Below are 1,016 nucleotides of genomic sequence, written 5' to 3' on the forward strand. Positions count from 1 at the left end.
TACTACCTAACATAATACAATGTGGTTTGAGGCGCTCGGCTATTTCCCGAACTTCACGCTGATAATCACCTTTATCGTTCTTATTTACTTCCATGTGATCACCAACGACCACAAGCTTCAGATTTTTATTCTCATGCAGCAACTTTTCAAAAGCCTGCAGAAGCAAGAGAACACCTTTATCAGGTACTATGCGTCCAGCAAAAAATACCACCTTGCTTTCAGGGGAAATATTTAATTTATTTTTTGATATTGATTCATATGACGATTGATAGATATCCAGGTCAATACCATTAGGCACAATAACAATATCAGCTTCAGGAAGATAAGATTGATAATAGTTCTTCAAAAACAAACTTGGTACGATCATCTTAACTTTTTTATCAAGCAACTTAGGTTCAAACGCATTATGCATATGAATCACAACTTTAGCCTGAGGAGCTTGCGAACGAATTTGTCGATATAACTTCATACTGTTATGGACAACAATCACACTTTGATCGGTTATCTCAAATTTTTCGGCAACTTTCAGTATGCGCTTTGAATAAGGTAACGGATCCAGCCGAGTCCACTTTTGGAAAATACGCTTATATACTGAGCTAAATCCAATACGATGAATACTGCATCTTTCGTTTACGTAAGAATAATCAGAATATCCTTCGTTCTTTATACAGACAATACGATTAGGGAATTTAGTTCTCTGGGCAACCTGATACATCCAGGTCTCAACTGCTGCGGCACCACGTGGTGGAATAGAATAAATAGGTGTTACAGTAAATATGATTTTATCAATCATAAAGATCACCATTACATTGTTTTATATTTAATTGCTGCGATCAGGCCTGGAATTATTTTATTTTGATAAAGAAGGTGTTTATATTCTTCTCTATATTCGTGCTTTTGTTTTGCAACTTGATAAGGCTGATTCTTCCATGGTGAATTCTCATATACTGTGCGGAAAAATTGTGCTGAGGAATAGTCAGCCCACTCGTGCCATGGTTTTGTTACACCAGTATAAT

Annotated in this window: 2 protein-coding genes; both read right to left on the reverse strand. The window is 36.3% G+C overall.

Annotated features, from left to right (window positions below; translation table 11 throughout):
• A partial coding sequence (locus tag KQJ19_RS23695; RefSeq protein WP_216404285.1) for a glycosyltransferase occupies positions 1-793 on the reverse strand: 793 nt, incomplete at its 3' end.
• An 11-nt stretch (positions 794-804) separates the two neighbouring features.
• On the reverse strand, positions 805-1,016 hold a 212-nt coding region (locus KQJ19_RS23700), incomplete at its 5' end, for a glycosyltransferase family 8 C-terminal domain-containing protein (protein WP_275972573.1).

Source organism: Citrobacter sp. S46_ASV_140 (assembly GCF_018919545.1).
Taxonomy (GTDB): Bacteria; Pseudomonadota; Gammaproteobacteria; order Enterobacterales; family Enterobacteriaceae; genus Citrobacter; species Citrobacter braakii.